Consider the following 25,640-nt stretch of genomic DNA (forward strand, 5'->3'; position numbering starts at 1 on the left):
GCCGACACCGGCCACGTTCAGAGCGATGGAGCCCAGCGACCCCACGGCCGTGAGGCCTACGGCGTACCAGTCGATGCCGCGGCCTCGCCGTGCGGAGTACAGCATCAGCAGCTCGCCAACGAGGATGAACAGGTCGATGGTGGCGGGCCAGGCCCAGGCGCGGGCCGGACTGTGGCGAAGGCCGTTGTCGTGAGCGACGTCGTGCAGATGCTCATACGACAGCCAAAACGCGGCCGCGGTCAGCAGGACCGTGACGGCGGCCGCCGCGCCGGCGACGATGTCGGGGAAGTTCCGGCGGCTCACCTGGCACCCACCTTCGACTTCTGCTGGCTCGCTTCTGCGGACAGAGCCCTGCACGTCCGGCAGCGCCGTCGGCCCCACTCTTCGAAGAGCGTGTTCGCCAGGTCGAGGCGGTGACCCTTGGGGCAGTGGGTCACGGTGACATCACTCGACACGGTCCCCGCGGGCCGGTTGCTCTTGGCCGCGCTGGCCGGCATCCCAGTGGACGACTTCCAGTTCGGACCACCAGTGGCCTCGAGCTCGGCGCGCAGCGTCCCCACCTGGTGACAGGCCTCTTGCAGCTTTTTCAGCGCGGCAGTCTGACGTAGCTCGACGACCGCCAGGTCCTCCTCCCGCTGCTCCTTCCAACCCGGGGCAGCGGCCGCCTGGCTTGAGAGCCTGGTGCGGAAGCGGTGCGCCTGAGCGTGCAGGGTCCGCCAGCTCTTGGACGCCTTCTCCATGCGCTCCATGGCTTCGTCCAGTTCATTCGCCAGCAGGTGCAGTCCCGGCGCCGCGGCCGCGTAGGTGTTGCCGGTGGCGATGACCGGCGTGTTCGTCGGGTCGGCGAAGTCCAGGGGCTTCTCCCCGTTCTTCTCCAGCTTCCGGTAGTTCAGGACCTGATGCCGGGCGATGGTGCACAGCAGGCCGTAGGGCCGTTCGACGGTCTTACCGGCCAGCAGGTAGCGGCGCCACAGCTCGATGAACGATTCCTGGGCGAGCTCCTCGGCGAGGTGCTCCTGAGAGATGTCCAGCCGCTTCCAGATGAAGACGCGTAGCCGACGCTGGTACTGCTGGTAGATCTCGGTGAACTGGTCGGCTACGTCTCGGGTCGCTTCGTCCGATACCGTCATGGTGACTCCTGACTGGGGTCGGGCACGGCCCTGACCGTTAAGCGCGCTACCGCTGGCGGTCGGGGCCGTGCCGCTTTGGGGCGTAGGGTCGGCTCTTCGGGCAGACCTACGGCTTGCCCTTGCCGTCGGCGTCCTTGTTCTTGACCGCGTTAGCGCGCTTCGCGGCGCTGTTCACGGCCCTGATGAGGTTCGCGGGGAGACTGACGGCAGCCTTGTTCCGCTTGCGTTCGGACATCACGTGCTCGCTTTCTCGGTGGAGTGATCCGGCGGGGCGGGGCGGGGCGGGACCGGAAACCCGCTCAGGCCTACTTGGGCGTCATCCAGGGCAGCCGCCTTGCTTCCCCGCCCCGCCCCGCCCCGTGCGCCAGCTACAGGCGTCGGGTGCTAGACCGGGACATAGCGCGGCACCCGCTGGCGTGGTCCTGCGCCCACCTACGCGCACGCTTCTCAGCGCGGCTCACGGCGTGGGCCCGAGCGAGCTGGTGGTACCCGCCCTTGTGGTCGAGGTAGCCGTCCTCCCACTGCGTCCGGAGCATCTCCCGGCAGCCGTTGCAGAGGGCCACGGTGACGAAGAGGCCTTCACCGTCGCGGGGGCCGGTCTCGGTGACGTCGACCGTGGCGCCGCCGAGGGTGAAGTAGCGGGCCAGGACGCCCTCGGGCCATGTCTCCTGAGTGTTGGTCATGCGGATTCGGTTCCTTTCTCGCCTGCCGCCCGGTACACCATGCGGGCGCACTGGTTGGCTCCCTCCACGTCGCCAGCCAGGTGGGCGGCGATCATGTCGGAGATGATCAGGTGAATGTCGGGGAGAGGCTTCTGTGTCTCCAGCGCGGCCTGGATTCCGGCTCGCTCGGTGGGGCGGCTGACGCGCCCTTTCGCCCGTATGGTCCAGGGCAGTACGGTGTTGCTCATCGGGTTCTCCCTCTTGCACAGGGAAGTGACCTCAGGCCCCACTCGGTGCACGCAGCCGCCGACCGGGGCCACCTCTTTTCGAGGCGGTGAGCTCTACATGAGTCGATTTTCAACTCACTCTCGGAAATGGGGCAGTACACATGCCGTACACATCAGCCCGGGATAGTCCGGGATAGATCAAGACAGTCCGGTATGCCAAACGTGCAGGTCAGAGCGCTATCTAGCGTGCATGGCAGGTCGGCGGAGCGCGCAGAATGACCTCGTAATGCGTAGGTCTCGGGTTCGAATCCCGAAGGCGGCTCCGAGAAACCCCAGGACAGATAGCCGCTGACCTGGGGTTTTCTGCTGCTCGGGGCATGACGCGTCACACGGCCGGGATACCGCGAGATGGCTTGCGTGAGCGATGCGTGAGCGGAGCGGTCCGGTGCCCTACTTCTTGGGCTTCTTCCGCTTGCCCTTCCTCTTGGCCCTGGCCTCGGCTTTCGCCTTGTCCTTGGCCTTCCTGGCGGCCCTACGGGCCTCCTCCGCCTCGGTCTTCCGCTGAAGCGGAACCAGCTTGGCGGTGGCCTCAGCCGCGTTCTTGCCGACCTGCGGCAGAACGCTCTGGTAAATGTCCCGCGTGATCCGGGTGTCGCTGTGCCCGAGCGTGTCCGACACGATCTTCACGTCGATGCCGGCGGCGAGCATGAGCGTGGCCGCCCCGTGCCGGAGGTCGTGCAGCCGGATCGGCGGGAGCCCGGAGGCGGCGACGAGGCGCTCGAAGAGGTCGGTCACCTTGCCGGGGTGCAGCCAGGAGCCGTCTTCCTGGGTGAAGACCATGCCGGTCTCGACCCAGGCCGATCCCCACTCCTCGCGGTCCGCGTCCTGCTGTTCGCGGTGCCGCTTCAGGACGCTGACGGTGTCGTCGTCGAGCGCGACCACGCGGAAGCCGCTGTCCGTCTTGGGCTCGGAGGTCTCGACCTCCCACCCGTCCTGGACGAGCTGGGCGGAGACGGTCAGGGAGTGGTCATCGAGGTTGGTCTCCGACCAGGGCTGACCGCATGCCTCGCCCCGCCGCAGGCCGCGGAAGGCGATCAGGTGCCACATCGCGTACAGCCGGTCCTCCGCGAGGAAGTCGAGGAACGCGCCGGTCTGTTCGGGCGTCCAGACCATCACGGGGGAAGGCTTCTCACCCGTCTGCTCCCACCTGGCGACCCGCGCGTCGGTCCACACCAGGGCCTTCGGCTTGCGAACGGGGTCGAGCTCGACGTGGGCGGCCGGGTTGAAGGTGAGGATCTGCTGGCCGATCGCGTCGTTCAACGCAGACCGCAGCGTGGCCTTGATACGCAGCCGGGTAGCCGGGCCGGTCACACGCCGGAACGGCGGCATGGCGTCGATCGCCGTCTTCATCACCTTGCGGCGGGCGCGGTTGTCCGTGCCCTTCCACGGCACGGTGGCCAACTCGTCGACCGCGGCCCGGCGCTGGGCGTTCTGCTCCAGGATCTCGGCATTGGCGTCGGCGATGGCCGTGAACATGTCGCTGAGATGGCTCACGCGCAGGCGGTCGAGACGGTGGTGGCCGATCCGGGGCTTCAAGTGGAACCGGATGTCGGTCTCGTAGCGGTTGAGTCCCGACTTGCGGATGCGTTTGCCGTCGAGCCATCGGTCGAGCCACTCGCTGACGGTCAGGCGGCCGATCAGGTCCTGACCGGATTTCAGGCGCCGCCGGGTCTCCTCGACATCCGGCAGTGGCGACTTCTCGTCGCCGACCTCCTCCAGCATGGCGGCGATCAGTGCCATGCCTTCGGGGTCGTCGGTGTCGGCGAGACCGAGCAGGGCGCGGACGTGGTCGAGGTCGGCCTGGGCCGCCTTGAGGGAGTCGTAGCCGGCGCGGCTGAAGGAGCGGCGGGTGCCGTCCTCGCGGGGCGGGAGCTCCTGGCGTATGGAGTACGAGCCGTGCTTGCGGCTGGAGAGCTTCGGGCACTTCTTGCCGAGCGGCTTGCCGGTGTGGGCGTCGCGGCAGTAGCAGCGGCGGTGGGTGGAACCCTTCAAAGATCATTCTCATCATCGGTGTTGCCGACGTGCGGGTCGACGTCGGCGAGATCTGGTGGCAGGTGAGGTGGTGTGCCGCCGTCTTCGCGGATGAAGGCGCGGGCGCTGCGGAGGCGGTACTTGGCTTCCAACGCCCTTTCGGCGTAGTCGGCCTGGGTGAGTACGGCTTCCTCGCGTTCGGCCTGGTTGGGTGCCGTCTCGGCTTTCCAGCGCTCGTGCTTCTCGCCTTTCAGGGCGGCCAGGGCGGCACGCTGGTAGCGGACGTGGGCGCGGAAGTTGCGGAGCATGTCGTCTTCCATGCCGAAGTCCTCGCTGTCGCCAGTGAACCAGCGCATGGCATCCCACGTCGGGTCGGAGTGCTGCAGGGGAAGGCGCTGGACTCGGTCGACGTAGCCGACGGGGTAGAGCAGGCAGATGGGATAGGTCCGTAGGGCTTCGGCGAGGACGAGGACGTCGACCAGGGGCAGGTTGGCGCGGCGGCCGGATTCCATGTTGGCGATCACATTGCGCGGGATCGGATGGCCGATCTCCTCGCAACGGTCGGCCAGGTCCTGGGCGCTCATGCGCAGCTCCTTCCTTCGTCTACGGACCTCGGCGGCCACCGTGGCCATCACCTGATCCACCCACTCGGGGACGTCGTCTTCGTCATCTCCAGAAGTAAAACCGCGTTGTGTCATGAAGACACACTAGCTTCCCGATAGTGGTTAGTGATCGCCTGGAGCCGGACGTGATGCCGCGTTCGCCGAGGGCTCACATGAACGGAGCACTGGATGCGCAACAACAACACCGCCGAGCACCCCAAGGGCATGACGCGAGAAGAGCTGCTGGCCCTGCCCGCCGCCGTTGACCTCGACACCGGCAACCGGGCGCTGGGGCTAGTACTGCAACGGTGCTTGCTGTGACGGTTGGGCAGGTTCTGGTGGGGTGTGGCCGCGTTGTTTGTAGTGGCTGGTGCGGGCTTGGTGTTGTCGTCTGCGGCGCCAGTGTGACCAGTGCAGGACGTGTTCGATGGGTGCTTGGCGGCGGTGGGTGAGGCGGTGGATCAGGCGTCTGAGCTCGGGAAGGCTGAGGGGGACGAGGCCGGAGGATCCGTTTCTGCTTTCCCGGCGTCCAGTTCACGGGCCCGCAGGACGGTCAAGCAGGCGTGGGCGGCCATGGCCAGGGTCATGTGGCGGTGCCAGCCGTCGTAGCGGCGGACCTGGTAGTCGTCCAGCCCGCACTCCTGCTTCGCTGTCTGGAAGCATTCCTCCACTGCCCATCGGCTGCCGGCGACACGGATGAGCTCATCGAGTGTGGTGTCTGCGGGGCAGTAGGCGATGTAATAGGAGATCTCCTGCGGCCGGCTCACACTGCGGCGGGCGATCACCCAGTGCCGGCGGTCTTCGCGGTGCCAGGGCCGGACCTCCACCCTCGCCCAGTCGTAGACCCGCGGCCCGTGGGCGCCGTCGCCGCAGGAACGGCGCTTCCACTTCTGCCTCGGGAGACCGGGAAACAGGTCGTGGACGGGATGGTCCATGGCCCAGCGGGTGACGACGGTGTCGTGACGGGTGGTGGCCATGACATGGAAGACATCTGCTTGTTCCAGCTCGTGCCGCCAGCCTTTGGAGAAGCCGTAGGCGGCGTCCGCGGTCACCCACCGGAACGGGATCTTCTCTGCGAGGGCCCGGCGGACCATCGCCCTTGCGGTGACGACTTTCGTCTCGAAGGCGATCGTGTCCCCGATGCCCGCAGCCCGGCATCGTTCACGGTCATCCGTCCAGGACGTGGGCAGATACAGGCGGCGGTCGATCAGGGTGCGGCCCCGGCCGCCGGCGTAGGCGAGGAACACCCCGATCTGGGAGTTCTCCGTCCGGCCGGCCGTTCCGGAGTACTGCCGCTGGACCCCGGCCGAGCGGACACCCTTCTTCAGGAAACCCGTGTCGTCCACGATCAGCACCGCTTCCGGGTCGCCGAGATGCTCGACCACGTAGTCCCGCACGTCGTCGAGGACCTCATCGGCGTCCCAGTCGATCCGGTTCAGCAGCCGGTGGATCCGGTCCGGACCCGCATGCCCAGCCTCCTCGGCAAGCGTCCAACCATTTTTCCGCTCCAGCGGACTTATCAGCCCACGCATATAAGCAAGAGCCGACTCACGCGGCTCCGACCTGGCGAAACGATGCACGAACCGCTCATGCAAGGCCTTCAATTCACCAGCCCACGACCGGGCATCAGCAAGTTCCCCACCCATGATCTGACCAACGACCAACCTGCCCCACCGTCACGGCAAGCACCGTTGCAGTACTAGGCCGGAGCAAGGGCTACGAGCTGGCCAAGCGCGGCCAGTACCCGTGCAAGGTCCTGCGGCTGGGCAAGGCGTACCGCGTCGTGACCGCCGACCTGTTGAACCTGCTCGGCCTGGCCGCATGACCGCCCGAGCCCATAGCAGACGCTTCTGCGCTGAGCTGACACAGAAACGCTGGACTGTGTCGGGGCGCGGACGTACTGTCCGTGTTCCCTCGCCCCGGCCCAGGAAGCGAGAAAGCCCCCGGCGCGCCAACACCGGAGGCTCCGCACACTCCACTGCCCGCATTCCAACGAACGACCTGCGTGAGTCGGGCCTGCATGCCCGACGTCACCGGATAAGGAGCTGCCCTGTGCAACCTACGACACCCGAGCCGCATTCCGCACCCGGCAAAGCCGCATGGCCGACGGTCGCGGTGCCCGGCCGACCCGGCCACGCGCCCGAAGCCGCCCCGACGGCCGATGAGCGGGCACCGGAGACCGCTCCGGTGGATCAGCCCGCCGAGGAGGCGGTGCCGGACCCGGAACCGACGTACGGCTCCGAGCTGCTGAACGATGCGTGCCCAGAGGTCATCGAGAAGGAATACGACCTCTTCCAAGTGGTCCGCGGTGACCGCACCGCTGCGAAGCGGACCACCCGTGCCGAGCAGGAGAAGGCCCGCCGCGCTGGCCAGGAGAAGCCTGCCCGCGAACGGCTGAGCGCCACCGTGCGCACCGCCGTGGCCGCCGCTGCCAGCGTGGAGGAGTTCGTCCATCTGCTCAACCACCTCGACGGCGTGCTCGTCGAGGTCGTCTACTTCCCCTCGGGTGACGTGCGCGGCTACAAGGTCGCCAGCGAGGACACCACCACCGCCGACAATGAGCCCGTCTGGTTCTCCGGCTCCGAACTTGCCCCGGACCTCTCCTTCCCCAAGATCCAAAAGCGCCTGGAGAGCATCGACCCACAGGCCGCTGACAAGCCGGGCCGGCGCGGGCCCAACCCCTGGCACCAGGCCACCGCCGCCGCCGAACGCATCCCCCATCACCTCGACCAGACGGACGACGAAGCCTCCCAGGCCCACCTCGCCGCCTTCGGCGAGGCCCTCGACGCCCTCCCCCTCCTCGCACCCCAGCCCCTGCGCCCCCAACTCCGAGAGGCGGCAACCGCGTTCGAGCGTGCCACTCGCTCCCGCATCCGGGCCGAACACCACCACGCCCGCGCCCTGCGCGGCGCAGTACGCGGCATGCTCCGCGAGCCCGCCCCCAAGGACGGCGCCGTCCTGGCGATGTTCCTGGACGCGGCGATCCTCGTGGTCGTTGCTGCTGCCCGCTGGCACCAGCTCCGCCACCACGACCAGCAGGTCGCCGCCGCCCAGCAGACACTGCTCCACCTCCAGGCCGCCTACGACCAAGCCGCAGCCGCACCCCTGGCCGCCCTCGCGCAGCGCCAGCCGCCCCAGCAGGCCGTGGAGCGGCAGATCCGCCGCCTCCGCCAAGTCGTGCCCGAGCACGCGGAGCAGATCATCGAAGACCCCGCTTTCGCGGCTCTCACCACCGCTCTCGCCGAGGCGGAAGCAGCAGGACACGACCCGGAACAGCTCCTCCAGCAGATCGCAGACCAGCGCGCCCTGAACGACGCCCGCCGCCCCGCACGAGTCCTGACCTGGCGCATCCAACGCCTCAGCGAAAGGCCGGCACCCAGCACACAGGCCCGCGCAGCACAAGCCCACAGCCCAGCCTGGGCCGACAGCGCAGCACGGCGCCCCGACGCTCCAGAGCACAGGGCAGCAGCCGCCCCGGCCCCGCAGCCGTCACCGGCACGACGGCGCTGATCACGATCTCAGCTGCGTGCGGTGACGCGCTGGGAGACGCCGCAACAAGGCACCGCAGTACGAAGCCGGGCTCCCCTAACTGGGAGGCCCGGCTTCACCGCGTGGGAGGCCCTGGAACTGCTGGAGCGTCCAGGAGCCGGTCGAATGTGCCCTCCGACAGCACCCGGCGCAGCACCGGTGCACTGGAACTGAGGGAATCGGCGAACACGGCGACAAAGTCATGCGCGCCGGCGCCGAACGACGCCGACCGGGAGGTCACAAGGCTGCCTGCGCCTTGTCGAGCGCCTTCTCCAGATTGGCGTCCACAAGTCCCGGCGCGCCCGAGACGAGCATAAGGACGTTGCCGATTCGGATCGCCGTCTGCTTGACGACGCTGCGCTGCCCACCGATCGAGTAGGTGAGCAGCTGGCTCCACTGCTCGTTGCCCAGGTCGGGGGCGGGCGTCACCTGCGTTCCCACCGTGACGACGGTGTTGCCCGACACCATCTGGTACGTGGGGCAGGAGACCATCGCATCGAAGATCTCCCCAATGCCCTTGGACAGCTTCGCCGCAGTGTCGCTGTACAGCTCTTCGGCCAGCTCGGAGTTGCTGCCGCCGGCGTAGGTGAAGGACGCCTTCGCCTTGCGGGGGAAGGCGAGACTTGTGCCGGTCGCGGTGTCGCCGCCGAGTTTCTCCATGGCCGGGCAGCCCACCACAGCCACATCGTCGTGCGCCGCGGGGCGCTGTGGCGTGCGGGTGTAGCCCCCGCCGAGGTCGCTCTCGTCCAAGAGGAGCTTGGCCAGCGCGGTCGAGGACAGCGAGGCGAGCGCCGGGGCACTCTCGCCGTCCGGGTGCACCGGGACGGTCGGGGAGGACATCGGACCGGAGGAGGCGGCGCTGCCATCGGAACAGCCCGCCAGGGCCAAGATAGCGAGGGCGCTGAGGCTGAGGACGGTCCTGGCGTGAAGGCGCATCGGAAACCGCTTTTTGGCCTGTTGTGGCCTGCGTAGCGGACGGTCTGACCAGGCCGGCCCTCCGGGAGCCGGCGGTGCGAAGGGAGTGGGGGTTTCGGGAGGTCAATGGCCGAGGTGGCGCAGGCCCTCTTCGAGAGTGGGGTGGAACTGGTCGACGGGACCGGAGTGGCGGTTGAACCAGACCGCATCCAGGCCGGGCTCCTTCGTCTCGTGGCCCGCCCGGCAGTGCAGCCATATCGAGTCGTCCCGCATGCAGAAGACGATCCAGTCCCGGTACGCGCCGCACTCGGGGCACGTACGGACCTCGCCGTCGACGACGAGCGGCTGTAGCCAGCGCATCATCACCCCGGCCACCTCCTCGCGCGACGGCACCCGCAGCTCCGGTGGCAGGAAGTCGGGCACAACCCCTTCTCCTGCGGCGGGTGAGGTCGGCTCGGGGAAGTTGGGCCACGGCTGCGTGGCCTGCAGCCGCAGGAGCAGCGCGTGGCCCGCACACTGGGCTTCACGAAACGCGCGGTCCTCGCGAGCGCGTCGGAACAAGAACAAGGCACACTCCTTCTCTGTCATCTGGCGGGCGCGGTGGCGCGCCTCGTCTGACTTGCTGCCACTCGGGAGATCGGCGACGAGCCGTTTACGACAGCGGCTCCTCTGGGCGGGCGCCGTCAGTTGCGGCGGAGGACGGTGAGCCGCCCTTCGGCGCTCGCAGGGACGGTTCGGCGGGGCACCGGGGCCGGTGAGGCGAGCGAGGAGGCGAATGCCGCCACCAGCTCATGGGGGACGCTGGTGCTGAAGCTGGCACACCACAAATAGGGGGCGCTGACGACGGGTTCCGCCCATGCCTGCCAGCCCACCAGGTCAGGGCGCGGGTCGGCGTCCTGGATGAGTGGCGGCAGCATCTCCAAGGAGACGCTGCAGGAGAATCCGGGGTCCGTGGCGGTGGTGCGGGGGCGGTCCACATCGCGGATCCAGCCTTGGGCACCCAGTGCGTTGAGGACCGTCCCAGGCGCCTCGAAGCCGACGTCGGGCGTCTCGCGGGTGCCGATCGCCACGAGGAGATCGGCGAGCGCTTCGTACGGGACGCCGGCCGTGAAGTACGCGTTCCACGCAGGCACCACGGAGGTGGCATCCGGGCGGGCGCTCAGCTGCCAGGCAACCGGGGAGCCGCCCAGTTCGAACGGGTAGGCCGCGAGGATCCATTCGGCGCCGCGCAGCTCATCTGGGCTGACGTACAGCAGGGTGTGACGGGAGGTAGGCCACATGCGCCAGCCGAGGCCAGCCAGGGTGTCGCCGATCCGTTCGGCGAGGGCCCCGTCGTCACCCGCCAGATGGCGCGGGGTGACCCAGTACACCGGGTCTGGCGAGTCGGGGTGGGAGGGTTCGCTGGGGTGGTGCGGGTGCAGGGGCGCCTCCGTGGGATCAAGGGGAAGGTTTTCCGTCAGGGCGTCTGTACGTTGACATGGTTTGCAGCAGCACACCAGCCCTTGCAGGATCTTTCCTGTCTGCCCCCGGCGAACTTGCTCTCCCTGGGCCATTCAATCGACACGTCTGACAGCGAACCCAGCCGTTTCGGCCTTTGTGGCAGCGAACCTATTCGTGAGGGGTGAGCACGCTGGGACCACGCCCCGTGCGTCTGCCGTACGGGGGAACACACACCGAGCGCCGCCCTCAAGCGCGCGGCCTCGGGACAGCCATTCGCAACAATCGCTGCTATGACATCGATGACGCAGACCTTCCGCCAGGCCCTGCAGACTGCGCTGGCCAGCCGGAAGACGGTGAGCATCCGCAGCACCCTGATCGAGATGCTGGAACGGGAACCCTCCAAGGCAGAGATCTCGGCAGCCAACAAGGCGGCCCGAAGGATCGCCGAGGACGGAGACGCGGTCCTCATCTCCCTGCTTCCCGACCAGGCCGGCGCCAACGCGTACGTGCCTACGGCCCGTGGTGCCAGGGGGCGTGCGTCGAACTACCTGACCCTGGACGAGAAGATCATCAAGGACTTGCCCTGCCGCGTCGAGTTCGCCACGGAGAAGTGGGACGCGCTGATCGACGAAGGCATGCGGTCTACCCAGCAGAAGATCGAAAGCGACCCAGTTCTGTCGGCGTTCCTGCCCGACTGGAAAGCCGAACCGCGTGCCGAGAAGCGGGCCCGTCTCATGGCGGAGGCGGCAGAAACCAGCTGACCCGCTGTTCAGCGGGCCTTTTCCGACACCGGCTACGTGAGGCCGCCGCTGACTTCATAACAAGCGCTGCACATCTGAGACTCGTCGTCCCAGTCAGTCGCGTTCTCGACGGGATCGGCACACCCTGTCCAGACAAGCGCTGTCACCGCGCGTCACCCCAGCAATCGGAGGAGGTAAACGGAGAGCAGTAATCGCTGTCGTGCCGCTCGGAGTAGTCGTTCATGTTGGCTGTCGGCTTACCGCAGTTCGGACACGTGGGGTGTTCACCCAGACATGTGCGATTGTTGTGCCCACCGAGTCCACAAACCCTACATGCCATGGCGACAGAGTAGATGAACCTCAGCCGTCGGACCCAGGGCTTCGGCAAAGACTGGATGACGTCCGGTCTGTGATCACGCGAGGGTCGGCAGGCGTTGCGTGCGTTGCGGCGGAGGCCGGCGGCCATGTTCTTGACGCCGCCCAGCCGCATGGCGCCGATGGCGAGATTGCGCCAGGTCGCCATCGCCCGGGGTGCATTGCCTGTCCGCAGCTGGGAGGCGTCCTCGCCGAAGGTGGTGTCGCGGACGTGGTGCCAGGGCCTCGATCTTCCGCGATCCACTCGCCGACCGCCAGCAGCGAAGTCGCCCCCGCCAGCACATGACGCCAGGACGTCAGCGCCCCAGCGGATGCGACCTGCTCAACTCGGGTTGTCCGGGTCCCGCTCAAGGCGCAGAGCTTCCAGGGCCTCAGCGATATCGAGCTGATCGTCTCTGTTCCCGTCCCACCGGGCAAGCGTCGCGGCAGCCGCGTGCATAAGGGAGTCCGGCAGCCCGGCGTCGGCGAGAAGGGCCGCCGCGTCCTCAAGCTCTGGGCCCCAACGCCAGGCGCGGGCAGCGGTCTTGGGGATGTAGTCGGTCTCCACGAGGTAGCTGCGGGTGCGCTTGGCCGCGATCACCAGCAGTTCGTCCGCGACCCCGTACGTGTCCGCCGCCCCGTAGGCCACGGCAGCCAGCACCCGGGACACCTTCTGGTAGCTGGAGTACGCGAGCTTGAGTGCGGAGGCTTTGCCGATGCTGTCGCCCAGGATGTGGGTCCGCACATCGGTGCCGGCGAAAAGTTCGGCGATCCGGTCGGCCTGCTCGACGGCGCCGGAAAGGTAGAGCGTCGGGGACTTGCCGCCCACCGGAGGGGACCCGACCACCGCTGCATCGATGACCGGCGTCGGGGCCAGGCGGTCGGCGATATTCACCACGCGCGACGGCGAGACGGCGTTCGCGTCGACATAGATCGTGCCCGCTTCGGACACGCCGAGCTCGGCTACCTGGCCGGCGGTCTCCTCCGCTGCGGCGGGCGGGCATAGGGAGAGCAGTACATCGGAGCGGGAGACAAGCTCAGGCAGCGCCGCGGCTTCGAGGCCCGCGCGTTCGGGCGGGCGGCGGGTTGTGTCGCTGCGTCCGTCGGGGCACCACAGCACGATGTGGCCGCTCGCGCGCAGCTGGGCGCCGAAGGCGGAGCCCATACTGCCGGGGTGCAACAGCCCAATGGTGCTCGTCATGCCGCAGTCCTTGTGTGATCGACGGAGTGCAAAAGCAGCAGGTCGATGGCGGCGCGTGCATGCGGCACCACGTGGTCCGGCCCGGGATCGTCCGGCGGCCAGGAACGGCCTTCGCCGATCCAGATGGTGCGCAGTCCTGCGGAGCGTCCGCCGCCGATGTCGTTGACCGGGTTGTCCCCGACCATCCAGCCACCGTCGCGCAGCACGGTGCCGCAGCGGGCCGCCGCCAGGGCGAAGTGGCGGGTCTGCGGCTTGCGCGCGTCAGCCTCCTCGGAGACGAAGACGCCGTCCACGCACTCGGAGATACCGGTGGCCCGCAGCTTGGCGCGCTGGATATCCGCCGCACCGTTGGTCGCCACCCCCACCCGCCAGCCGGCCGCACGCAGCTCCTCCAAGCCGTTGAGGACCCCGGCCTGGCACGACACCAAGGCAGCGATGTCCGTGCAGTACGTGTGCCACAACTCCGCAGTCGACATGGGCAGTCGGTACCGGGTGCGGATCGTCTCAAAAGTGGATGGATAGGCCCGCTCGGCCACCATGTCTAGGACGTTCGCCTGATCTTCGTCCTCCAGGCCGTTCTGGGCGGTGAACTCTGCGGCCCAGCCGGCGAGCGTTCCTCGCCGGTCCACGAGGGTGTTGTCGAGGTCGAAGAGAACCAGAGACGGCTGCACATCCTGCACCCTAATGCGCGGCGGTCAGCTGTGTGCTCGGGGCTGCGTGGCGCGTCGAGCGACCCTTCCCGCTGCGCTCTGCGCCGCACATCGTTCCTTCATGTTGCCAGCCATACGGTCACCCCGAGGCTGGTCCGGGACCATCCGGCAAACCGTCCCCGGTCAGCACTCTGTCGGCCTCGACGAGGTACCACGAGTCAGAGTGGCCGGCGAGTCTCGGCGGGCGAGGCCCTTACCCCCGAATTTGGAGGTCGGCCTATGTCATCCACAGCACCTGGGGCATCGAAGCCTCCAACGGCTTCCTCACCCACCACGGTCTGGGAGGAAAGGCTGTTGACGCAGCGTGGGACCTCGCCCGCGAATCCGGACTGGATTTCGCCATCATGCGATCAGCCGTGCGTGACGTCCACGAGTGCCAGTAAGGTTCTGGGCATTTCGTGGCGCGGTTCTCTCGGTGCACGGCCCAGCGCGCCTCTGGTAGCGATGGGAAGCGCGATCTGCAGCCAGGCGGTCAGCTGGGCGTTGAAGAGGCGGCCGGGTAGGAAGCTGGTCTCCAGGTAGTCGTTCGCGCGTTCGACCAGGCCCTTCACTTCCGGGTCCCGGGCCGGCAGAGGTGCATGTCCGCACCACCACCCAACTCGCCGCCTACAACTACCCCTTCAACCAGGACACCATCGACCTGAGGTTCCCCCAGGTCCCCGGACACGACATCGCTCACGGCCGTTCATGATCGCGGTTTCGGTGACCCTCCGTGGCTCTGGCACGGAAAGTGATCCAGGGCCTCGTTTCACCTGTTGCCGAGAGCAGAGACTCATGCACCAGTCCAGTCAGGCCGGACCCGATCTGGAGCCGTATTCACTACATGGAGGCGGGCGTGAGGTTGTAGGACCGCGGCCGCCGTTCCCCGTCTGCTGCAGTGCAGGGAACCATGGGTCAGTTCAAGGCGTCGCCCGTACCGTTGGAAGCATCAGCTCTGTCGCTGGTGTACCAGGAGGGAGGAAGAGGCACAGGGGTGTGCTGGAACGAACAACCCAATGGCGCCTTTAATGCGCGGTGACGGGCAACCCGATAGCCGCGTGTGATGAGGCGCTGCTCCCAGCGCGCTGACCATCGTCCACCCCTACCTCTGAAGGCCATGAACGCATTCGACCGTTGGTACAAGGGGCTCAGCAGCTTCAACCGGGACCTCGTCCTGCAGCACTTCTGCGCAGAGGCTCCGGTTCCGCTGGGCGAACTTGCTTCTCAGCATGCCCTTCTTCGGGAGACTGCGCGACAGTGCCGAAACTTCCTTATGGACGAGTTCAACCGCAGTGTTGAGGGGGATTCGATACTCCGAGCCTGGATAGAGCACGCGGAGCTTGACCTGCGGAAACCTTGCCTCGTCAGTTCGTTTGTGGACCGCCACGCCTGGCTTGGCGAGAACATTGGGGAGAGGCTCACCGTCCTCCGCCTGTTCACCGGCATGCGCTGGCTGGACGCGACCACTTCGGCGTCCCCGACCGGACAGTGGATCTTCATGGATGATCTGGAAGAGTGCGGCGCCGCCACGGTGAGAGCCCTTGATCTTGGTGTCGACGAGTTGATGAGCCTGTCGACAGCCTCCGCTCTTCTCGACGCACGCCAGGTGCCTGTCCCCAGCGATCTCGACACCCTGCGTCAGTGGCTGATCCACTGCGGTCTTGACTGTGAGGGCAACCAGATCTCGTTGACTCGCTCCAAGCCCCAGCCGACTGAGACCGCTGTCGTCTCTGGCGGGCTGTCCGAGCTCGTCGACCAGTTGTCCGCCCTCCTGCTAGGAAATAAGAACGGCAAGAGCATTCTCACTCTCGGTAACCTTCTTGGTGAGGCGGAGACGGCGGACGGGGAGCTTGGAGTGGTCTCGCGCATGCTCCGAGACGCCACCTTCACGGCGGGCGAGGGCTGGGTTGTGCCGGATCGCTCCACCGATTCCGAGCGGCGTCGGGCAGTGAGAGGCGACAGAACCTCGGCAGAGCAGAACGCTACGGAGGGTAATAGCCCTTCGAGTGCGGCCGAGGAAGTCAAAAACAGGGAAGCAGAGAGTGACGGATCCATTTCGCTTGCAGGCACGCTGGCGGATGCCGGCGAAGCGGGTCTGGAGGCGTCGCCCGGAGACCTCATCGCGCAGCTCCTCGAAGGCTGCGCTGAGGGCATGAGCACCTCGCTCATCGAGGGTGCACTGGACGGAGTCGTGCCACAGGGAGAAGTGACAGAGGCGCTCTTCACGGATGCGCGCTTCGCGATCACGGCCAGGGGAGCCTGGTGCCTCCAGGACGGTTCCGACACGACTGCACCCTCCGCTGCAGCAATCCCGTCCCAGGGACTTTCCTCCCGAGAAGAAGAAGCGTCCGCCTTGACCACCGAGGCTGCCAGCGGCGTCGGCTCGCGCGGCGGGCTTCAGCGTGAGCGCGAGCGCCTCGACAAGGTGGAGGCCGCCTTGCGCGAGGCGGACACCCCGCTGACTGTCGAGGAGCTGAAGGAGCGCACGGGCGTCGCCATCGGGATCCAGTATCTCCGGCAGCAGATCGAAGGGGATGCCCGCTTCAGCCGGAGCCAGCGGAACCACTGGGCGCTGACCGAGTGGCACCTCCCGGTGTACAAGCCGATCAAGGAACTGATCTCTGACATGGTCGATGCGCACGGCGGCCAGGTTGAGGCAGACAAGGTCGTGGCGCTTCTTCGCCGAGACTTCGACATCAAGGAGTCCAGCCTGCGGGCCGCCATGTCCATTGCGCCCTTCACCGCACGCGGAGGGATCGTCCGCCGTATAGGTGAAGACCTGGACATTGGCTCCGAGGAAGCAGCTGCCCCCGCAGCCCGCACCGCTGAGACCGACGCGTCGGGCAAGCAGCAGCCCCAACCCGTCGACGAGGCCCCCGACGTGGATGACCTCATGGACCACCTGGGGTTGATCTGATGGCGGCTTCCCCTTTCCTCCGCGACTGCGGCGCGGAGTCCGACTACCGCAGCGACCGCAACAACCTTGTCGAGGACTTCTACCTGCCTGCCCTCGCCGCCTCCACCGCTTACGACCGGGCCGTGGGCTACTTCGCTGCGTCCGTGATCGCCACGCTCGGGCAGGGAATCGACGAGTTCACCGCGCGCGGCGGCACCATGCGGATCATCGCCTCCCCCTACCTTGACCCGGCCGACATCAAGGACATTGAGGACGGCTACGAGCTGCGCAAAGTCCTCCAGCGTGCTGCCCTCCGCGACCTAGAGCAGGCGGTCGAGGACGCGCGGGCAGCCCGCGGCCTCGGCAAGCTCGGACGACTGGTCGCCGAGCACCGAGTCGATTTCAAGCTGGCCTATGTCGAAGAGCGTGGCCGCGTCGGCATGTACCACGAGAAGATTGGTGTCTTCCGGGACGGCCGAGACATCATCGCCTTCAAGGGCAGCGCCAACGAGACCCGCTCCGGTCTCGTTGGCAACTTCGAGGCGATCGAGGTCTATCGGAGCTGGGAACCGAGCGATGCACGCCGGGCCGCGCGTATAAGCAAGGACTTCGATGACCTCTGGGAGAACCGCACGCAGATGCTGCGCGTTATCCCGTTCACCGATGCCGCCAAGGTGATCGTCGAGCGCAGCGCCCGGGCCACCGCAGACCAGTACGAGCTGGACGAACTCCCGACCGGCGGAACCCCCATCCGCACCACGCCGCTGCCTCCTCCTGGCACGCTTGCGATCCCGCCTAGTCTGAAGGTTCGCGACTACCAGAAGGAAGCGGTCCAGAACTGGTTCCGCAACCAGTGCCGAGGCATCCTCCGCATGGCCACAGGCACAGGCAAGACCCTGACCGCACTTTCCGCTGCCTCCCAGCTCGGCACGCTCCTTCGGAAGAACGATGCGTCCGCCTCACTCCTCACTGTCGTCGTGGCCCCGTACCAGCATCTGGTCGACCAATGGGCCAAGGACATCGAGTGGTTCGGCGTGACACCGTTGCGGGCCTACGAGACGACCAGCAGATGGTCCCCGCGCGCTCACAGCCTGCTCCAGAACATCGCCCTCGGCGGTACCCGAAGCGGCGTCATTGTCACTACCAACGCCACCTTCGGCGGCGATGCCTTCCAGAACCTGCTCAGCTCCTACCGGGGGCACCTCCTCCTCATCGCGGACGAGGCCCACAACCTCGGCGCCGCGCACTTGCGTACCCGCCTCCCGGAGAAGGCCCAGTACCGCCTCGGCCTCTCCGCCACCCCGGAGCGCTGGTTTGATGAGGAGGGAACCGACGCCCTCACCGACTACTTCGACCGAGTCGTCTTCGAGATGGGAATCGGCGAAGCCATCCGCCGCAGCGCCCTGTGCCGCTACACCTACACGCCCATCCTCGTGGAGCTGGACGACGAAGAAGCCGAACTGTACGCAGAGACCAGCGCGAAGATCGCCCGCCTGATCGCGGCTGGCACAGACCTGAAGGAGACCGCCGACCGGGACTCCCCGCTCGGCCGACTTCTGAAGAAGCGCGCCGACATCATCGGCCACGCCCGCGGCAAGCTGGAGATCCTCCACGCGGAGATCGAGAGGCGCCGGGACACCAGCCACCAGCTGATCTACTGCGCCGAGGGCAAGCATCCCCTTCTCTACGAACACGGCACCGACGGCCCGCGTCAGATTGACCAGGTCATGGAGATGGTCGGCAACGAGCTGCACATGCCCGCTGCCCGCTACACCTCGGAGACCAAGCGCTCGGCCCGCCTGGACATCCTGCGCCGCTTCGAGAACAACGACCTCCAGGTCATCTCCTCCATGCGCTGCCTGGACGAAGGCGTGGACGTCCCGGCCTCCCGGACCGCCTACCTCCTGTCCAGTTCCTCCAACCCCCGCCAGTTCATCCAGCGCCGCGGCCGCGTCCTGCGCAAGGCGCCCGGCAAGAAGCACGCGGACATCATCGACTTCGTCGTCGTGCCGCCTGCGGGCGGGGACGCGATTCAGTACGAGACCGAACGCAGCCTGCTCCGTCGCGAACTGGCTCGCGTCGAAGAGTTCGCCTACCTCGCTGACAACGAGGGGGACACGCTCAATGTCCTCCGCCCCGTGCGCGAGCGCTACGGCCTCTTCGACACCTGAGCCCTCACTGCAAGTACTGCCATTCCTTCCGTACCCGCTACCTCGAACCAGGAGTAACCCGTGAGCGACGAAACAGCCGGCCAGCCTCCCGCACGAACGGTGCGCGACGTCCTGAACGAGCTGCCGCGGGAAGCCAAGATCCTCGTCCAGAAGGTCATCGACCTGGAGACCGAGAACATCCACATCAGGGAGACGACCAAGGTCGTCCCGAAGATCGTCGACACCGTGAGGGAGCTGACCAAGTGAAGCTGCTCAAGCTGACGCTGAAGAACTTCCGAGCCTTCTATGGTGAGCAGGTTCTCGACCTGTCTGTGGAGGAGGGCAAGCCCGCCGTCCTCATTTTCGGTAACAACGGTGCCGGCAAGACCACCCTGCTCAACGCGTTCGCCTGGGCCCTCTACGGCACCTTCTCGGAAGACGTGGAACAGCAGCATCGCGTCATTCACGACAAAGCATGGGCGGACACGGCGTTCGGGGAGGACATCACGGCCTCGGTTCGGCTGGACTTCGAGCACGACGGGACCCGGTTCTCCGTGGTCCGGCACGTCACCGTTACCAAGGAGAAGGCGGAGCAGGAGCCCGTCGAGCCCGAGCTGACGGTCACGGAGATCGGGACGGACGGCGAAGCCCAGAGCATCCTCAACGGCCAGGACCGGATCGAGAAGATCCTGCCCAAGGGCCTGCGGCAGTTCTTTTTCTTCAACGGTGAGCGCATGGAGAAGATGTTCTCCGGCGACGTGAAGCGGGAAGGCGAAGGCAAGAACCAGGAGGTCCAGAAGGCCATCAAGACCCTTCTGGACTTGGAGGCCATCGAGCGTGCTCTGGAGGACCTGCCGAAGGTCTCCCGAAAGCTCGCCAGTGAGATCGACTCCAAGGAGGACAGCAGGCTGAAGCAGCTGTCTGACCATATGGACCAGCTCGCCACCCGCGAGAAGGAAGAGGTGGCAGAGATGCTGCGCCTTTCCGGCGAGATCAGCGCCTTCCAGAAGGAAGTCCAGTCCATTGACCGCGCCCTGCTCCAGAACAGGGAGGCGGAGCCGCTCCAGAAGAAGCGGGACTCGCTGACCCGCCAGATCAAGGCCGCGCATGACCGGCACATGGAGTACAAGAGCCGCAAGCGCGAGCTGCTGTCACGGCACGGCTTCCTGGCTCTGACCAGCGGGATCGACACTAAGGTGATTGAGCTCGCGGACGAGATGCGCGAGCGCCGCCAGCTGCCCGCGGGCATCCAGCGCAGCTTCATCGAGGACATTCTCGAAGCCCAGCTGTGCATGTGCGGCCGTGAGGTCCGAGAAGGGACCCAGGAGTACGAGGAGCTGGACAAGCGCAAGTACAACGCCGGTCTCGAGGACGTCCAGGAGAGCTGGATGCGGGTCAGCGGCAAGATGAAGAACCTGGAGGAGAGGCGCCAGGAGATCCTGGAGCAGCTCACCCTCAACGCTTCCGACATTCAGAAAGCAGACGCCGAGATCAGCGAGCTGGAAGCAGAACGCTCTGATGTCGATCGGCAGCTGGAGGGGGTGAACATCCAGGACGTCCAGCGCCTCATCGAGCGCCGGAAGAACTACGCCTCCAAGGAGACTGACGCCCGCGTCGCGCACAAGGAGGCTGAGAACAAGGTCACCTCGATCAAGCAGGAGGCAGAGGCCACAGGCCGCCAGTACCGGAATGCTGAGGTCAAGAGCGAGAAGGCCCGCAAGGTTCAGATGCAGGTCGAGCTCGTCGAGAAGGTGCGTGCCGCGCTGAAGGAGATCCTCGAGATCAAGACCGAGGAGGTCCGCGACCAGCTTGACAAGAAGGTCAAGGAGGTCTTCTCCCGGATCTTCATCAAGAGCTACGTACCCGAGCTGAACGACGACTTCGAGCTGGAGCTGCACACCGCGAGTGGAGTGGCCATCCGCTCCACCGGTGAGAACCAGATCCTCGGGCTCAGCTTCGTCGGCGCGGTCTCCGAGGTTGCCAGGAACATCAGTGCCCGAAAGAAGAACAGGGGGGAGGCGACTATCGAGACCGGCAGCGGCGGTGTCTACCCGGTCGTCATGGATGCCCCCTTCGGCAGTCTCGACCTGACCTATCAGGAAGAAATCTCCAAGGCCCTGCCAGCGCTGACATCCCAGATCGTCACCCTGCTCTCGCAGTCGCAGGCGCGGGGAAAGGTTCTGGAGAACCTCCAGCAAGCCGCCAACCAGATGTACGTACTGCGCTCTTATACGCCGAACCAGTCGGCAGGCGAAGAGACGATTGTGATCAACAATCGTGAGGTTCCGTACGTGTCACACGGCGACTTCGAGCACACTGTTCTGGAGAAGGTGACCTTCTGATGGCCTACACGGACCGATTCCGCCGTCCCCAAGAGCATGAGGTCCTGCTCGGTAAGCTCACCGACAGAAAGACCGGGACGTTCGCGACTATGGTCGAGGCGATGATGTTCGCCGCGCTGCTAGGCCGCCGCCGAGGCGAGCGCAAGCCGTTCGACCAGGCTGACGAGCCGATTCGCCTCGCGCTGATGGAGAGCCGGGACTACGGGGAGGTGCTTCTCGACATGCTTGGAGCCGTCGAGTGCCCCGACGACCCGAAGATCCTCAGCGCGGACCGGCAGCCCGAGCGGGTCCTCATTTTCGAGGAGTACGCGAACGCTGGCCTGTCCCACCTGCAGACCCTTATAAATCGTCAGTCCGACCAGGACCTTGACACGGTCATTTCGAACCTCGTCCTTGAGGGGCTAAGGACGCCGCCGGAGGCAGAGAAGGACGACGTTGGCGACATCCTTGCCAGCGCTGACCTGGACTGGTAAAGCCGCTACCTCAGGGCAGGGTCGACAGCCGGAATCCGTACGGCTATCAACCCTGCCCACCTCTGTGGAACGTAGTAGTTGGTCTCGTGTTCATGGGGCGGGATGTCTCCGATGGCGGTGTGAAGCAGCTGGTTGTTGAACCAGTCGGCCCACTCTGCGGTGGCCGCGGCCTCGATGCCCAGGTCCGCGGCGACCGCATTCATAACGGCCCACCCGGTGGGGTGGCTGTGAATAATCTCCGCGACCATGCGTACCGCACACTCGCGAAACTCGGCAGGGTAAGAGGACGAGCGGGCCATGACTTGATTCGCTCAGGGAATCGAGCCTTTAATTAGCACCGAAGCGCTTCATGCCCTAATTCACTGATGCCGATAGGGTCAACGTGCTCGGAAGTTATGCGACTCTTGACAAGACGCTGAAGGTGATCCCAGATGGTCAGCCGGCGTCACCTGCGCCTCAACTATTGCAGTACAGCTGCCTGCTACCGGAAGGCCGTGATCAGTGCAGCCAGGGAAGTTACCAGGGTGGCAACTGCCGTGATTGTGGCCGGAGTTATACGCCCCTTCGAGGGGCCTCGTTACTCTGACCACCAGACGTGCTCCGGCCCTCATCCCGCAGGCACGTCGAGGTGCAGCAGTGATCGTCGCCAAGCGGATTGTGCACGTTGCTCCTTTCTTTGGGCTCATGCGGTTGCCACGTAGCAGGGGAAAGCGGAGCCCAACTACCCCTCCCCCTCGGCTGCAGCGAGCCAAAGGGAAGAGGAACGACCATGACGGGGTAACCCTGACACCATCCGAGTCGTACCGCTTTGGAACGAGACGTTCTCACAGACAGCTATACGTAGCTGTGCGTCACAGTTTTTGATTTATAAATTCAAGCCCCCTGGATTCGATCCGCCATTGCGACACGCGAAACCATGTTCGTGCAGCGGCACGCCAAGTCGCAGTGCACTTCGCGAACGGTGCGACTTGGCGCCTAGGTGCCAGTCGAGGAAATCCGGAAGGGAAGACTCCCTAGACTGGCACTCTAAAACTGCTGGTCCGGAGGGTGGCGCTCGCGGGAAGTGAAGCGACACCTCATATGGGTTACTTCATTCGAGTGCCGGGCGGTGCGTGTGATGGCTGCCCTAAGTCTCGGAACTTTTCGTTCCGTTTTCATTTAGAATGAAGCCTGGATCCGCTGCATGGCAAAGTAAAAACCTTCACGCTACATCGATTAGAGCTCTTTCATTACAGAGAGTATCGGCCGAAAATCATCGAGGTTGTTGGAGGTGTATTGATTTTTCGGCGAGAGGGTCAGGAGTCTGATAGTGGGCAACCGGATAGTGTTAAATGCCACTTATTGATCCGAAACGGTAAGCGTTCCGGGTCGTCGAATGCTGCGTGAGTGAACTGGTGGGGGAGGCGCTGACCGCGCGGCGCGTGGGTGAGCATCAGGTGCTGTCCGGGGTCGAGCAGGCAGCAGTGCGGCAGGCGATTTTGGATCACCTGCCGTGTGACCTGGGTGTTCGTGGCCAGTTGTGGACGCGTGGCCAGGTGGGTGAGCTGATTGCGAAGCTGTATCGGGTGCGGATGACCGAGCCCGGGGCGGGCAAGTACCTGCGGCGCTGGGGGCTGTCGTTCCAGCGGCCCGACAAGCGCGCGGTCGAGCAGAACCGGAGGCGGTGCGGACCTGGCTGGAGGAGACATGGCCGGCGATCCGGGCGACGGCGAAGGCCGAGAACGGTGAGGTGCTGTTCGCCGACCAGGTCGGAATCCGTTCTGATCAGGTCACCGGTCGCACCTGGGGCGAGAAGGGCCGCACCCCCATCGTGCGCCGCACCGGCAATCGGTTCTCCGTGAATGCGATGTCCGCGATCAGCGCGAAGGGCCGGATGCACTTCATGGTGTTCACCGAGACCTTCGACGCGAAAGTCATGTGCCGCTTCCTCGACCGGCTCATCGGCCACTTCCGACCGCAAGATCCACCTCGTGGTGAACGGTCACTCCGCACACCGCTCTCACGTGGTCCGCACATGGCTGGCCGACCACGCCGACAGGATCGAGCTGCACTTTCTGCCCCCCGTACTCACCCGAACTGACCCCCGACGAACTCGTCAACGTCGACCTCAAACGCAGCCTGCTCATGAGCAGCAGGACCCGCCACCAGGCCCAACTCGCAGCCGAGAACCGCAGGTTCTTCCACTGCCGCCAGCGCCAGCCCCACATCGTCCGCGGCTACTTCGACGGCCTCCACATCCGCTGCACCCTCGAAGAGAACCATTTGAGTTTCTGATCAATAATGGTTGCAGCCTCGGCGCTATTTTTGTATTCGAGAGGATGTAGTAGAAGGGCAGGCGGGGGAAGTCGTGCTTCAGCCTCGACAGGCTGACATTTCACATACTTTGGCGTTTGAGCCGGTTGAGGAATGGGTTCTCCGTGCCTGCAGTAGTTCAGCGCGGCCAGGTCTTGACCGCGAGCCCGGCAAGGACGGTCTGCCGAAGTCGGATGCTGTCCGGGGTCCACTCGCTCTTCTCGCTGATCTTTCTGGTCAGCTCGAAGCCCGACGCCTTGAAGACCTCGACCTTTTCGGCAAACGACTTGTTCCCGATCTTAGAGTTCACTCCAGCCTGCAGGAGCACCATGTTGCCAATGCGGTAGACCCAGCTGGCGGCGTCCTGCTTGCCCCCGCTCTTCTTGATGAAGTCCTCCCAGTCGGCTTCCTTGGCGTTCTGCGGGAACACGTGCTCCAGATTGACCTGGCTCGGGTTGCTGTTGGGGACGAACTCTGGCTGGGACTCCTTTCGCCTTGTCGTTTCCAGGGCGCTTAGGTAGAACCGGGCAAGTTTGGAATCGCTTCTTCCGATGGTGGCGAGCGCGAACTGCTCCCTGAAGTCGGTGTCGGAGGGGATGAGGTCCTCTACGCGCAGTCGGACCTGCGCGGTGGTGGTGACCTCGCCATTCCGGATGGCGACCGCGATCTGAGAGTACTGGTCCTCGAAGCGGCCGCGGTTCATCATGCTCATAATCATGCCGCGCACTGACCAGTTCACCATGGCCCGGAGGAGCTTCTCGAGCTCGTGGGAGTGGAAGTGGTCGACTGCCGCCAGCAGGAGGATCTTGTTGGGAACCAGGTCGAACATGGCGAGTGTGTCGAGAGCGGGACGGTGACCGTTGCCGCTGCATTTGGTCGCCCAGAAGTCGCTCTCCGGGTTGGAGAGCGCGGTGTAGGCGTGTGTGGCTGACAGGAGGTTCTCCGAGAAATGCAGCGCCTCCTGTCGATGGGTCACCTCCTTGCGCATCTCCGCGTAGAGATCGCGCTCGGTGATCTTGCCAACCTTCGAGCTCCAGTAGTGGCGCAGGAACTTGGTGAACTTCGCATCGGCGGCCCCGAGCTGGAGCGTCCCGAGTGACTGGTGCCAGTTGTTCCGGACCGCGTTGAGGTTCTGCTGCTCGCCGGCGGCTCCGAAGAGGTGGTTCTTCAGGAGGTCCGCGGTGGTCAGGTCGGCGCCTCGATTGTTGAGAGTCTCGAAGATCACGTAGGCGTCTGCCTCGGTCGGGGTCTCGACCACGGCGAGCTGCGCCCGGTGCTGGATGTAGCTCACCCATTTCTCGAGGACGTTGGCCGCGTCCATCCCATGCAGGCTGCGGAACTGCGAGATCTTTTCCCGGAAGAACCGGTACGCCTTGACGATGTCGGAGTCGGTCCTCGCGGGTTTCCCCGGGAGCGCGGTCTCGGTGGTGATCCCGAGGAAGTCGGGGTTGTCGTTCTCGTTGAGCTTGAGGTGCGACTCTGCGTACCTGTCGTTCCATGCCTTGCTGGCCAGGAAGGTGCGGCTGATGCCCACAGCCTGGGAGTCGTCCGCCTTGAGCAGGTTCCCCTCCAGGGTTCGCAGCTCGTCGCGGATGGCAGCGATCAGGAGGGAGGAGGTAACCAGCCGCTGTTGGCCGTCGATGATCCGCTTCCGAGTCCCGTCGCCGTCCTGGGTGATCACGATCGTGCCGAAGAAGTACTCCTCCTTCGCCCCGCCGTTGATCGCCCGGTTCAGGTCGGTCCAGTAGTCGAGGACCTCCTGCTCCACCTTCCAGCAGTACGAGCGCTGGAACTGGGGAACGACCAGGCGATTGTTGCGCAGGACCTCACCGATGCCGACGAGGTAGAGCTGAAGCGAGGTGCTGCCGTGTCCCGATGCCATACAGGGCAGCTTAAGTGTCAATGAGTTAAGTGGATCTGTGTTTTCTGATGACTGGTCGCAATCGTGTGGAGGTGCAGGGAAGGGCC

General features: G+C 65.7%; 26 protein-coding genes and 1 pseudogene. 11 read left to right on the plus strand and 16 right to left on the minus strand.

Going from position 1 to position 25,640, the window contains the following annotated elements:
• The 7 genes from ACY34K_RS29910 to ACY34K_RS29940 form a co-directional block, all read right to left on the minus strand.
• Positions 1 to 303 (minus strand): DUF2637 domain-containing protein (locus ACY34K_RS29910; RefSeq protein ID WP_462752666.1); only part of this gene is annotated, 303 nt, incomplete at its 3' end.
• The gene (locus ACY34K_RS29915) at positions 300 to 1,130 is read right to left on the minus strand and encodes an RNA polymerase sigma factor (protein ID WP_462752668.1); all 831 of its coding nucleotides are present in this window, start codon (positions 1,128 to 1,130) and stop codon (positions 300 to 302) included. The genes ACY34K_RS29910 and ACY34K_RS29915, both read right to left, overlap by 4 nt.
• Before the next feature lie 106 nt (positions 1,131 to 1,236).
• On the minus strand, positions 1,237 to 1,365 hold the full coding sequence (locus ACY34K_RS29920; RefSeq protein ID WP_462752670.1) for a hypothetical protein: 129 nt from the start codon (positions 1,363 to 1,365) through the stop codon (positions 1,237 to 1,239).
• 133 nt (positions 1,366 to 1,498) lie between these two features.
• Positions 1,499 to 1,813, minus strand: coding sequence for a hypothetical protein (locus tag ACY34K_RS29925; protein WP_462752671.1), 315 nt, complete (start codon positions 1,811 to 1,813; stop codon positions 1,499 to 1,501).
• Positions 1,810 to 2,040, minus strand: a complete 231-nt coding sequence (locus tag ACY34K_RS29930; RefSeq protein ID WP_462752673.1) for a hypothetical protein — start codon at positions 2,038 to 2,040, stop codon at positions 1,810 to 1,812. The genes ACY34K_RS29925 and ACY34K_RS29930 overlap by 4 nt, the downstream gene beginning before the upstream one ends.
• Positions 2,041 to 2,469: 429 nt before the next feature.
• Positions 2,470 to 4,071, minus strand: coding sequence for a tyrosine-type recombinase/integrase (locus ACY34K_RS29935; RefSeq protein ID WP_462752675.1), 1,602 nt, complete (start codon positions 4,069 to 4,071; stop codon positions 2,470 to 2,472).
• Positions 4,068 to 4,748 carry a helix-turn-helix domain-containing protein gene (locus ACY34K_RS29940; protein WP_462752676.1) on the minus strand — a complete coding sequence of 227 codons (681 nt, stop codon included), beginning with the start codon at positions 4,746 to 4,748 and terminating at the stop codon, positions 4,068 to 4,070. Before ACY34K_RS29940 ends, ACY34K_RS29935 begins: the two co-directional genes overlap by 4 nt.
• Before the next feature lie 93 nt (positions 4,749 to 4,841).
• On the opposite strand from ACY34K_RS29940, the gene ACY34K_RS29945 reads away from it, so the two are divergent.
• Positions 4,842 to 4,973 carry a hypothetical protein gene (locus ACY34K_RS29945; protein ID WP_462752734.1) on the plus strand — a complete coding sequence of 44 codons (132 nt, stop codon included), beginning with the start codon at positions 4,842 to 4,844 and terminating at the stop codon, positions 4,971 to 4,973.
• Positions 4,974 to 5,113: 140 nt separating this feature from the next.
• Here ACY34K_RS29945 and ACY34K_RS29950 read toward each other — a convergent pair whose 3' ends face one another.
• The gene (locus ACY34K_RS29950; RefSeq protein WP_462752678.1) at positions 5,114 to 6,298 is read right to left on the minus strand and encodes an IS701 family transposase; all 1,185 of its coding nucleotides are present in this window, start codon (positions 6,296 to 6,298) and stop codon (positions 5,114 to 5,116) included.
• A 406-nt stretch (positions 6,299 to 6,704) separates the two neighbouring features.
• Here ACY34K_RS29950 and ACY34K_RS29955 point away from each other — a divergent pair, with 406 nt between their 5' ends.
• Positions 6,705 to 8,162 carry a mobilization protein gene (locus ACY34K_RS29955; protein WP_462752680.1) on the plus strand — a complete coding sequence of 486 codons (1,458 nt, stop codon included), beginning with the start codon at positions 6,705 to 6,707 and terminating at the stop codon, positions 8,160 to 8,162.
• A 255-nt stretch (positions 8,163 to 8,417) separates the two neighbouring features.
• Here the strand turns inward: ACY34K_RS29955 and ACY34K_RS29960 are convergent, their stop codons facing one another.
• The 3 genes from ACY34K_RS29960 to ACY34K_RS29970 form a co-directional block, all read right to left on the minus strand.
• On the minus strand, positions 8,418 to 9,116 hold the full coding sequence (locus ACY34K_RS29960) for a hypothetical protein (RefSeq protein ID WP_462752682.1): 699 nt from the start codon (positions 9,114 to 9,116) through the stop codon (positions 8,418 to 8,420).
• A 102-nt stretch (positions 9,117 to 9,218) separates the two neighbouring features.
• Positions 9,219 to 9,656: a hypothetical protein gene (locus ACY34K_RS29965; RefSeq protein ID WP_462752684.1), complete on the minus strand. Its 438-nt coding sequence runs from the start codon at positions 9,654 to 9,656 to the stop codon at positions 9,219 to 9,221.
• 122 nt (positions 9,657 to 9,778) lie between these two features.
• Complete coding sequence (locus tag ACY34K_RS29970; protein WP_462752686.1) at positions 9,779 to 10,465, minus strand: SPDY domain-containing protein; 687 nt, start codon at positions 10,463 to 10,465, stop codon at positions 9,779 to 9,781.
• A gap of 360 nt (positions 10,466 to 10,825) precedes the next feature.
• Here ACY34K_RS29970 and ACY34K_RS29975 point away from each other — a divergent pair, with 360 nt between their 5' ends.
• Positions 10,826 to 11,296 (plus strand): hypothetical protein, encoded by a 471-nt coding sequence (locus ACY34K_RS29975; RefSeq protein WP_462752688.1) that lies wholly within the window; start codon positions 10,826 to 10,828, stop codon positions 11,294 to 11,296.
• Positions 11,297 to 11,972: 676 nt separating this feature from the next.
• Here ACY34K_RS29975 and ACY34K_RS29980 read toward each other — a convergent pair.
• The 3 genes from ACY34K_RS29980 to ACY34K_RS29990 all read right to left on the minus strand — a co-directional run bounded on the left by ACY34K_RS29980 (position 11,973) and on the right by ACY34K_RS29990 (position 14,091).
• Positions 11,973 to 12,830: an NAD(P)-dependent oxidoreductase gene (locus ACY34K_RS29980; RefSeq protein WP_462752690.1), complete on the minus strand. Its 858-nt coding sequence runs from the start codon at positions 12,828 to 12,830 to the stop codon at positions 11,973 to 11,975.
• Positions 12,827 to 13,501 (minus strand): HAD family hydrolase, encoded by a 675-nt coding sequence (locus tag ACY34K_RS29985; protein ID WP_462752692.1) that lies wholly within the window; start codon positions 13,499 to 13,501, stop codon positions 12,827 to 12,829. Before ACY34K_RS29985 ends, ACY34K_RS29980 begins: the two co-directional genes overlap by 4 nt.
• Before the next feature lie 389 nt (positions 13,502 to 13,890).
• Positions 13,891 to 14,091, minus strand: a complete 201-nt coding sequence (locus tag ACY34K_RS29990; protein WP_462752694.1) for a hypothetical protein — start codon at positions 14,089 to 14,091, stop codon at positions 13,891 to 13,893.
• Positions 14,092 to 14,636: 545 nt separating this feature from the next.
• On the opposite strand from ACY34K_RS29990, the gene ACY34K_RS29995 reads away from it, so the two are divergent.
• From ACY34K_RS29995 to ACY34K_RS30015, 5 genes are read left to right on the plus strand one after another with little or no spacing between them, the layout of a single operon-like run.
• Positions 14,637 to 16,436: a hypothetical protein gene (locus ACY34K_RS29995; RefSeq protein WP_462752696.1), complete on the plus strand. Its 1,800-nt coding sequence runs from the start codon at positions 14,637 to 14,639 to the stop codon at positions 16,434 to 16,436.
• Entirely contained in the window at positions 16,436 to 18,586 is a 2,151-nt protein-coding gene (locus tag ACY34K_RS30000; protein ID WP_462752698.1) for a DEAD/DEAH box helicase family protein, read from the plus strand. Before ACY34K_RS29995 ends, ACY34K_RS30000 begins: the two co-directional genes overlap by 1 nt.
• 60 nt (positions 18,587 to 18,646) lie before the next feature.
• The gene (locus tag ACY34K_RS30005) at positions 18,647 to 18,832 is read left to right on the plus strand and encodes a hypothetical protein (protein WP_099930490.1); all 186 of its coding nucleotides are present in this window, start codon (positions 18,647 to 18,649) and stop codon (positions 18,830 to 18,832) included.
• On the plus strand, positions 18,829 to 20,907 hold the full coding sequence (locus ACY34K_RS30010) for an AAA family ATPase (RefSeq protein ID WP_462752700.1): 2,079 nt from the start codon (positions 18,829 to 18,831) through the stop codon (positions 20,905 to 20,907). Before ACY34K_RS30005 ends, ACY34K_RS30010 begins: the two co-directional genes overlap by 4 nt.
• Positions 20,907 to 21,380, plus strand: a complete 474-nt coding sequence (locus tag ACY34K_RS30015) for a DNA phosphorothioation-associated protein 4 (RefSeq protein ID WP_403167734.1) — start codon at positions 20,907 to 20,909, stop codon at positions 21,378 to 21,380. Before ACY34K_RS30010 ends, ACY34K_RS30015 begins: the two co-directional genes overlap by 1 nt.
• Positions 21,381 to 21,385: 5 nt before the next feature.
• Here ACY34K_RS30015 and ACY34K_RS30020 read toward each other — a convergent pair whose 3' ends face one another.
• On the minus strand, positions 21,386 to 21,583 hold the full coding sequence (locus tag ACY34K_RS30020; protein ID WP_399245695.1) for a hypothetical protein: 198 nt from the start codon (positions 21,581 to 21,583) through the stop codon (positions 21,386 to 21,388).
• A 1,368-nt stretch (positions 21,584 to 22,951) separates the two neighbouring features.
• On the opposite strand from ACY34K_RS30020, the gene ACY34K_RS30025 reads away from it, so the two are divergent.
• From ACY34K_RS30025 to ACY34K_RS30035, 3 genes and pseudogenes are all read left to right on the plus strand, one after another.
• On the plus strand, positions 22,952 to 23,221 hold the full coding sequence (locus ACY34K_RS30025; protein ID WP_462752730.1) for a winged helix-turn-helix domain-containing protein: 270 nt from the start codon (positions 22,952 to 22,954) through the stop codon (positions 23,219 to 23,221).
• Positions 23,110 to 23,383: pseudogene (locus ACY34K_RS30030) on the plus strand (transposase); the annotation flags it as partial. The gene ACY34K_RS30025 and the pseudogene ACY34K_RS30030, both read left to right, overlap by 112 nt.
• A 121-nt stretch (positions 23,384 to 23,504) precedes the next feature.
• Entirely contained in the window at positions 23,505 to 23,654 is a 150-nt protein-coding gene (locus ACY34K_RS30035) for a hypothetical protein (protein ID WP_462752736.1), read from the plus strand.
• 157 nt (positions 23,655 to 23,811) lie between these two features.
• On the opposite strand, the gene ACY34K_RS30040 is transcribed toward ACY34K_RS30035, so the two are convergent.
• Positions 23,812 to 25,554, minus strand: coding sequence for a DUF262 domain-containing protein (locus ACY34K_RS30040; RefSeq protein WP_462752702.1), 1,743 nt, complete (start codon positions 25,552 to 25,554; stop codon positions 23,812 to 23,814).
• Positions 25,555 to 25,640 lie beyond the last annotated feature (86 nt).

The organism is Streptomyces sp. STAM6, assembly GCF_054963715.1.

Excerpts from the sequence above, each read along its gene's own strand:
- ACY34K_RS29930 (WP_462752673.1), bottom strand. The coding sequence starts at position 2,040 with ATGAGCAACACCGTACTGCCCTGGACCATACGGGCGAAAGGGCGCGTC.
- ACY34K_RS30000 (WP_462752698.1), top strand. The coding sequence starts at position 16,436 with ATGGCGGCTTCCCCTTTCCTCCGCGACTGCGGCGCGGAGTCCGACTAC.
- ACY34K_RS29940 (WP_462752676.1), bottom strand. The coding sequence starts at position 4,748 with ATGACACAACGCGGTTTTACTTCTGGAGATGACGAAGACGACGTCCCC.
- ACY34K_RS29975 (WP_462752688.1), top strand. The coding sequence starts at position 10,826 with ATGACATCGATGACGCAGACCTTCCGCCAGGCCCTGCAGACTGCGCTG.
- ACY34K_RS29995 (WP_462752696.1), top strand. The coding sequence starts at position 14,637 with ATGAACGCATTCGACCGTTGGTACAAGGGGCTCAGCAGCTTCAACCGG.
- ACY34K_RS30035 (WP_462752736.1), top strand. The coding sequence starts at position 23,505 with ATGAGCAGCAGGACCCGCCACCAGGCCCAACTCGCAGCCGAGAACCGC.
- ACY34K_RS30015 (WP_403167734.1), top strand. The coding sequence starts at position 20,907 with ATGGCCTACACGGACCGATTCCGCCGTCCCCAAGAGCATGAGGTCCTG.
- ACY34K_RS30040 (WP_462752702.1), bottom strand. The coding sequence starts at position 25,554 with ATGGCATCGGGACACGGCAGCACCTCGCTTCAGCTCTACCTCGTCGGC.
- ACY34K_RS30025 (WP_462752730.1), top strand. The coding sequence starts at position 22,952 with ATGACCGAGCCCGGGGCGGGCAAGTACCTGCGGCGCTGGGGGCTGTCG.
- ACY34K_RS29925 (WP_462752671.1), bottom strand. The coding sequence starts at position 1,813 with ATGACCAACACTCAGGAGACATGGCCCGAGGGCGTCCTGGCCCGCTAC.
- ACY34K_RS29950 (WP_462752678.1), bottom strand. The coding sequence starts at position 6,298 with ATGGGTGGGGAACTTGCTGATGCCCGGTCGTGGGCTGGTGAATTGAAG.
- ACY34K_RS30020 (WP_399245695.1), bottom strand. The coding sequence starts at position 21,583 with ATGAATGCGGTCGCCGCGGACCTGGGCATCGAGGCCGCGGCCACCGCA.
- ACY34K_RS29960 (WP_462752682.1), bottom strand. The coding sequence starts at position 9,116 with ATGCGCCTTCACGCCAGGACCGTCCTCAGCCTCAGCGCCCTCGCTATC.
- ACY34K_RS29945 (WP_462752734.1), top strand. The coding sequence starts at position 4,842 with ATGCGCAACAACAACACCGCCGAGCACCCCAAGGGCATGACGCGAGAA.
- ACY34K_RS29980 (WP_462752690.1), bottom strand. The coding sequence starts at position 12,830 with ATGACGAGCACCATTGGGCTGTTGCACCCCGGCAGTATGGGCTCCGCC.
- ACY34K_RS29920 (WP_462752670.1), bottom strand. The coding sequence starts at position 1,365 with ATGTCCGAACGCAAGCGGAACAAGGCTGCCGTCAGTCTCCCCGCGAAC.
- ACY34K_RS29915 (WP_462752668.1), bottom strand. The coding sequence starts at position 1,130 with ATGACGGTATCGGACGAAGCGACCCGAGACGTAGCCGACCAGTTCACC.